The sequence below is a fragment of the Ilumatobacter nonamiensis YM16-303 genome (assembly GCF_000350145.1).
Taxonomy (GTDB): domain Bacteria; phylum Actinomycetota; class Acidimicrobiia; order Acidimicrobiales; family Ilumatobacteraceae; genus Ilumatobacter_A; species Ilumatobacter_A nonamiensis.
On record NZ_BAOL01000257.1, the window covers coordinates 1 to 6528 of the forward strand.

The following is a 6528-nucleotide window of genomic DNA, read 5'->3' on the forward strand; positions in this document are numbered from 1 at the left end:
TGCCATCGGGTGTCAGACACCGGATGGCACACGGTGCCACGGGTGGTGGCCGGCGGATTCGACCTGGTCGGCGACGATCTGGAACTCCTCGAGTCGACGGGAGCGATAGCCGCTGAGGTGGAGGCGTTCGGCGGCTGGAGTCCCGACGAAACCCGCGACCGCCTCGTGGAGGGCGGCGTCGAGGGCGGGTCGATGGTTCTTGAGCTCCCACGACACGACGCACACCACTCCCGGTGTCGGCGCCGTCGTGCCGATGACCGCGAGCTGCTCGGTTGCGTCCCGCTCGTACTCGCGGGCGAGACGCCATGAGTGCACGTCGATCGCGGCGAGATCGGCGGTTCCGTCGGCCACCGCGTTGACCGAATCCCGGTGGGCGCCGGTGAACAGGACGTCGCCGAAGATCGGTCCGTCGGCCACGAGATCTCGAACGAAGTGACCGAGGCTCCAATAGCCCGACTGCGAGTCGGTTCCGTTGGCGGCAACGCGTGCTCCGGCGAACCGCTCCACGTCGGCGGTCGCGACGCCGGACCCGAGATCACAATTCCCCGACGGACGGCGCGGGTCGTCACGTCGACACACGATGACCGAGTAGTAGCTCCCGGGCTCGGGCTGCGGGAGGTCGGCGGGTGCGTCGTACACGAGCGTTCCCACGACCTCCGTCTCGCCGAGGCCATCACGAACGGGATTGAGCGAGCAGACCTGGCCCAGCAGCATCGTCGGATCGGACCAGAGCGAGACGAGGTCCGCTCGACGCACGAGCCGACTCGGCATCGCCAGACCCATCGCGCGGCCGGCGTCGGCGATGTGCGTCCACAGATCGTCGAGCGCGTCGGCGACCTCCGGCCAGTCGTACATCGGGAGACCGGCGATGAACGGCGACGCGGTCAACGCTGACGACGCCAATCGACACCGCGACGATCGCGTTCGATCTGCCCCCTGAACGGACGCGGAGGGAGGCCGGTCGGTGCCTGGTCGGGATCGAAGTACGGGGTGTCGCCGATGACCGTGACCCGCTCGACCACTCGCGTCTGCGGGTAGTAGTCGGAGACCGCATAGTGCTGCACCGAGCGATTGTCCCAGAACGCGATCGTGTCGGGTTGCCAGCGGAGGCGTACCTGATACTCGGGGTAGCTGGCTTGCCGGTAGAGGATCTGCAACAGCTCCTCGCTCTCGTCCGGGTTCATGTCGTCGATCTCGCGGGTGAACGCGCTGTTGACGTAGATCGCCTTCCGACCGGTCTCGGGATGCGTCCGGATCACCGGATGGTGCGGGTTCGGGAACCGCTCCTCGACCGCGGCGATCTCCTCCTCCATCGCGCCTTGCTTGCGCATCCCGATCTTGAAGCGCGTGAAGTCGTGGCGTGCGGTCTGTCCCTCGACCTTCTCCTTGACGTAGTCGGGGAGTCCCTCGTATGCCTCGTACATGTCGGCGAACAGGGTGTCGCCGCCGACCGCGGGCCCCTCGAGCATCCGCAGGATCGATCCGAGTGACGGCTCGACCCGCCAGGTCACGTCGGAGTGCCACCCGTTCTCGAGTCCCGGAGCGCCCTCGCCGTGGGTGATCCGCAGCACCTCGGCGTACTCCGGGTGTGGCGGCGCGAACGGATGGACCTCGAGTTCGCCGAATCGTCGGCCGAATGCAAGATGCTGCTCGGTCGTGATGTCCTGGTCGCGGAAGAACAACACCTTCCAGTCGAGAAGCGCCTGGCGGATGTCCGCGATCGTCTGGTCCGACAGATCCTCCGCCAGATCGACCCCGCCGATCTCGGCACCGATCGTCGGTGACTGCGGCGTCACCGAGATCGTGGTCGCTCCCGACGTCGGACGTGGTTCGGTGATGGTCATGTCGATGCCCTCGTGACTCACGAGCGGAGTCGCTCGGTCAACCCAGTCTGGCGCAGCGAGAGCGCCGGTTCCGAACGGTGTGGGACGATGTTGCGATGGCAACGGATGCAGTGGAGACGCCGAGCTTCGGGAGCGACCGCGACGGGGATCATCCCCATCGCGACGACGAGTGGGAGGAGTTGCGGCAGCGCTACATCGCGCCGGCCGAGTCGCGACCGGCGTCATCGGCGCGCGGTCAACACCACCAGGCGTTGATCTGCTCGGACGTGGTGCAGACGATCGACTTCTACCAAGGGCTGCTCGAGTTCCCGTTGACCGAACTCTTCGAGAACCGTGACTACGAGGGGTCGACCCACTTCTTCTTCGACATCGGCAACGGCAACACGCTCGCCTTCTTCGACTTCCCCGGTCTCGGCCTCGACGAGTACGCCGAGGTGCTCGGCGGACATCATCATCTGGCGATCTCCGTGACCCGCGAGAACTGGGAGCGGCTCGGAGCGAAGCTGCACGACGTCGGAGTCGAGACCTTCGAGGTCGGTGGGAGCTCGCTGTACTTCGCGGGACCCGATGGCGAGCGTCTCGAACTGATCGCCGACCCGCTCGGTGAGATGTACGGCATGACCGTTCTCTGACATGTTCGTCGGTGCCGGGCGCCAACGGACATCCGTGGGTCAGGCGGGCGGTTTGGTCCAGACGGAGACGTGGCTCTCGCTGTCGTCGGTGAACGGATCCCGCTCCCAGTTCGACCAACGTTCCCGGAGTTCGAGACCGGCGAGTCGTGCCATCAGGTCGAGTTCGGCGGGCCACACGAAACGGTGCTGCGTGGCCGAGTAGGTCGTCGTCCCGTCCTCGTCGGTGAAGTAGTGGTGCGACGTGAGGCGCTGCCGAGCGAGTTCGTACGTGTCGAAGCCGAGGTGGCGCGCGGACACGTCGAACGGAACCGCGGACGTTCCCGGCGGGAGTCGGCGCACGCTCGGCACCCCGCTCTCGACCACGAAACATCCACCCGGCGCGAGATGTGCCGCGGCGTTGCGGAAACAGGCGACCTGCTCGTCCTGCTCCAAGAGGTTCTGGATCGTGTTGTACACGAGGTACACGAGCGCGAACTCTCCGGCCACACGGGTCGTCGCCATGTCACCGACCGCCACCGGGATCCTGCCTTCGCCACCGCCGGGTTTCCGACGGAGTTCGTCGACCATGTCGGCCGAGATCTCGATCCCGTGCACCGCGACGCCCGCAGCGTGGAGCGGCAGCGCGATCCGGCCGGTTCCGATCGCGAACTCCAACGCGGCGCCTCCACCGGCGACCTCGGCGAGGAAGGCGACGGCCGAGTCGACCGGCGCCGGTCGCGAGAGGGTGGACTCGAGCGCGTCGTAGTCGCGGGCGACGGTGCCGACGAAGACGTTCTGCGGCACGGCGATTCAGGGACGTCCGGCGTGGCGGACCTCGACGCGGGTCGAATAGATCGCCCCGCTCGCGGTCCCGGCGACCTTGTCGGGGCTGGCGTCGTCGGCGGTGAGGATGAACAGCGTCTGTTCGTCGTCGCCTCCGAGCATGCAGGCATAGGTGTTGTTCGGCGTCCCGATGTGTGTCGTCGAGAGGTCGTCGATGTCACCCGACCCGACGACGCGAACGATCTGTTGCCCGACGGCGTCGGCGAACCAGATCCCCTCCTCGTCGTCGAGCGTGCAGCCGTCGGGTGCGGTCCCGTCGACCGCGGCCCAGATGCGCGGCTCGGTCAGTGACCCGTCGTGATCGATCGTGAACGCCGTGTACTGGCCGCCGAAGGTCTCGCCGACGATCAACGTGCGTTCGCTGTGGGTCAGGACCGCGCCGTTCGGGAACAGCAGGGGATGGTCGTCCGCGGTGACGCTTCCGTCGGGACGGACGATCGCCATGGTCGTGGCCTCGACGTTCTCGCCACCCTCGAAGTCGAACCCGAAGTTGCCGACGTATGCGACGCCCTCCGACGACACGACCATGTCGTTCACGTGCCCGTTGGCCACCTCGGAGAGGTCGGCGTGCACGACGACGGTTCCATCGGCCTCGCGGCGCATGATCTTGCGGTCGAGCATCGACACGAACAACAAGCGTCCGTCGGGCAACCATCCGAGTCCGGAGGGGCGACCGTCGTGCTCGAGTTCGACGTGGCGGGTGCCGGAACCGTCGGGGTGGATCTCCACCGACGAGATCGTCTGCTGGTAGAAGTCGCTGAACCACAGGCGCCCGTCGTGCCACCGCGGCCCCTCGCCGAAGTCGATCCCGTCGATCACGAGGGTCCAGTCGGCGTGCATCTGCGTGGAGTAGTCCATCAGCCGAAACTACTTCGGATCAGGGCTGCCCCGAGAAGGTGGTGATGCCGGGATCGAGGCGCACGTGGTCGGCGGCGGAGTCGGCGAACCAGACCTCGCTCGTCGAGAGGCCGGATCGGCCGTCGATCGATCCGGCGCAGACGGACGTGGACGCGTTCGTACCGTCCGCGACACCGCAGCGGAAGAACAGCGACGAACCGCAGATCGCGCAGAAGCCGTAGGCGACGTTCGGGTCGTCATCCGGGGAATACCACCGCAGTGATGCACCGTCGATGTCCACGGCGTCGGTCTCGAACGCGGTGGCGGCCATGTGGTTCCCTGTGGTCTTCTGACAACGGACGCAGTGGCACTCGAACACCGGTCGAGGCGGCTGCAGCGCCGACCAGCGCACGGTGCCGCACAGGCACGATCCATTCACACGTGTCAGTGTGACACAGGGTTGGATCCACCCGATCGGTACGGTCGGCCAGATGAGAATCGGCATCAACGCATCAGGACTCCTCGCCCGCCCCGACGTCACCGCGCTCGTCGGCGACGCGGTCGCGAACGAATCGAAGGGGTTCTCGAGCTGGTGGCTGGCCCAGACGGGCATGATCGATTCGCTCAGCCTGCTCGCACTTGCCGGCCAGGCGACGAGCGAGATCGAGCTCGGGACCGCCGTCGTGCCGACCTGGACGCGTCACCCCGAGACGATGGCGGCGGCAGCCCTCACGACTCAGGCGGCGTCGGGAGGTCGCCTCGTCGTCGGGATCGGCCTGGCCCACCAGTTCACGGTCGAGGAGTGGTGGGGCATGAAGTGGGAGCGCCCCGTCAAGCACATGTCGGAGTACCTCGCGATCCTCGACTCGCTGCTCGAGTCCGGTACGGCATCGCTGCAGGGGGAGGTGTGGACCCTCGAGCGGGAGGCGCCGATTCCCGCCGCGGACGGACAATCCGCCGGCAAGCCGCTCGTGATGTTGGCGGCACTCGGTGAGCAGATGTTGAAGATGGCGGGCAAACGCAGCGACGGGACGATCCTGTGGTGCGTGGGTCCGAAGACCCTGGCCGACCAGATCGTGCCGATCATCGACGCCGCGGCCGACGAGGCCGGTCGGCCGACGCCGCGCAAGGTGTGCAGCCTGCCGGTGTGCGTGACCGACGATCCTCAGCCGACCCGGGACTTCCTCGGACAGATGCTCGCCGACTACGCCAACCTGCCGTCGTACCGAGCGATGCTCGACATCGAAGGGGTCCACGGACTCGGTGAGCTGAGCCTGGTCGGTCCGGAGGACGAGGTACGGGCCGGACTCGACGCGATCGGCGCGGCCGGGGCGACCGACTTCACCGCCGTGGTGATCGGCGACGCCAACGGCACCGACCGCACCCTCGATCTCCTGCAGGCGTACGGCTCAGCCTGACGGCATCCCTCATTCGAGCCAGGCGGCGATCGCCTTGCCGATCTCGTCGGGGCTGTCCTCTTGGACGAAGTGGATTCCCTCGACGCGCTTCTCGGTCTGGTTCGGCCAGCCCCGACAGAATTCGCGCTGGCGTCCGTTCAGGATCGAACCGGGATCGGCGTCGATGAACAGCTTCGGGATCTCGTTGGTGTTCATCCAGTCGGCGTAGGTCTGCACGATCTCGACCACGTCGGACGGCTCGCCCTCGATCGGGATCTGGCGCGGCCAGGTGAGCGTCGGCCGTCGGCCCTCGCCCTCCTCGGCGAACGGCGCGCGGTACACCTCCATCTCCTCCGCGGTCAGACCGCTGATGATGGCGTTCGGCAGGATCGCTTCGACGAACAGGTTCTTGACGAGGCACAGATCCTCACCGGCGTCGGAACGCAGCCCCTGGAAGATGCCGCGAGCGTTCGGCGGCCAGTCGTCCCACGAGGCGATCGGCTGGACGATCGCCTCCATGTAGGCGATTCCGGCAACGCGATCCTCGTGACGGCGCGCCCAGTCGAAACCCAGCGCGGAACCCCAGTCGTGCACCACGAGGACGATTTCGTCGCCGAGGTCCAGTTGGTCGATCAGAGCGTCCAGCCACTCGCGATGTTCGACGAACGTGTAGCTGTCGGGACCGGCGTCGTCGAGTTTGTCGGAGTCACCCTGACCGATCAGATCGGGGGCGACGACCCGTCCGAGCTGGTCGACATGCGGGATGATGTTGCGCCACAGATACGACGACGTCGGGTTGCCGTGGAGGAAGACGATCGTGCGGTCCGTGTCACCGACCGGTCCCGAGTCGAAGTACGCCATCGACTTCGTGGTCGAACCGACGGTCACATCGAGGTTCTTCTTCGGCAGCGGTGCGGTGGTCCCCATGCCCCGAGCATGTCAGACCCCACCGGCCCCGGAATCAACGAACTCGTGAACAGTTCGCGCACGGAGCGC

The 6528-nt window shown here is 67.0% G+C and carries 8 protein-coding genes; 2 read left to right on the top strand and 6 right to left on the bottom strand.

The genetic code is table 11. The features are described 5' to 3' along the window. Positions 1 to 12 precede the first annotated feature (12 nt). Entirely contained in the window at positions 13 to 888 is an 876-nt protein-coding gene (locus ON45_RS19050) for a phosphate/phosphite/phosphonate ABC transporter substrate-binding protein (RefSeq protein ID WP_148288781.1), read from the bottom strand. Next, positions 885 to 1844, bottom strand: coding sequence for a TauD/TfdA dioxygenase family protein (locus ON45_RS19055; protein ID WP_083915168.1), 960 nt, complete (start codon positions 1842 to 1844; stop codon positions 885 to 887). The genes ON45_RS19050 and ON45_RS19055 overlap by 4 nt, the downstream gene beginning before the upstream one ends. Before the next feature lie 95 nt (positions 1845 to 1939). On the opposite strand from ON45_RS19055, the gene ON45_RS19060 reads away from it, so the two are divergent. Then, positions 1940 to 2476: a VOC family protein gene (locus tag ON45_RS19060; RefSeq protein WP_040496104.1), complete on the top strand. Its 537-nt coding sequence runs from the start codon at positions 1940 to 1942 to the stop codon at positions 2474 to 2476. A 39-nt stretch (positions 2477 to 2515) separates the two neighbouring features. Here the strand turns inward: ON45_RS19060 and ON45_RS19065 are convergent, their stop codons facing one another. From ON45_RS19065 to ON45_RS23940, 3 genes are read right to left on the bottom strand one after another with little or no spacing between them, the layout of a single operon-like run. Further along, positions 2516 to 3265 carry a class I SAM-dependent DNA methyltransferase gene (locus ON45_RS19065; protein WP_040496106.1) on the bottom strand — a complete coding sequence of 250 codons (750 nt, stop codon included), beginning with the start codon at positions 3263 to 3265 and terminating at the stop codon, positions 2516 to 2518. Continuing rightward, the gene (locus tag ON45_RS19070) at positions 3266 to 4156 is read right to left on the bottom strand and encodes an SMP-30/gluconolactonase/LRE family protein (protein ID WP_051063384.1); all 891 of its coding nucleotides are present in this window, start codon (positions 4154 to 4156) and stop codon (positions 3266 to 3268) included. Positions 4157 to 4175: 19 nt separating this feature from the next. Then, positions 4176 to 4640: a GFA family protein gene (locus ON45_RS23940; RefSeq protein ID WP_277619188.1), complete on the bottom strand. Its 465-nt coding sequence runs from the start codon at positions 4638 to 4640 to the stop codon at positions 4176 to 4178. On the opposite strand from ON45_RS23940, the gene ON45_RS19080 reads away from it, so the two are divergent. Continuing rightward, a complete protein-coding gene (locus ON45_RS19080) occupies positions 4627 to 5553 on the top strand; it encodes a TIGR03564 family F420-dependent LLM class oxidoreductase (protein ID WP_040496108.1) in 927 nt (308 codons plus the stop codon). The two genes, ON45_RS23940 and ON45_RS19080, sit on opposite strands and share 14 nt — an antisense overlap. 9 nt (positions 5554 to 5562) lie before the next feature. Here the strand turns inward: ON45_RS19080 and ON45_RS19085 are convergent, their stop codons facing one another. Continuing rightward, entirely contained in the window at positions 5563 to 6459 is an 897-nt protein-coding gene (locus tag ON45_RS19085; protein WP_040496110.1) for a haloalkane dehalogenase, read from the bottom strand. Positions 6460 to 6528: the final 69 nt, after the last annotated feature.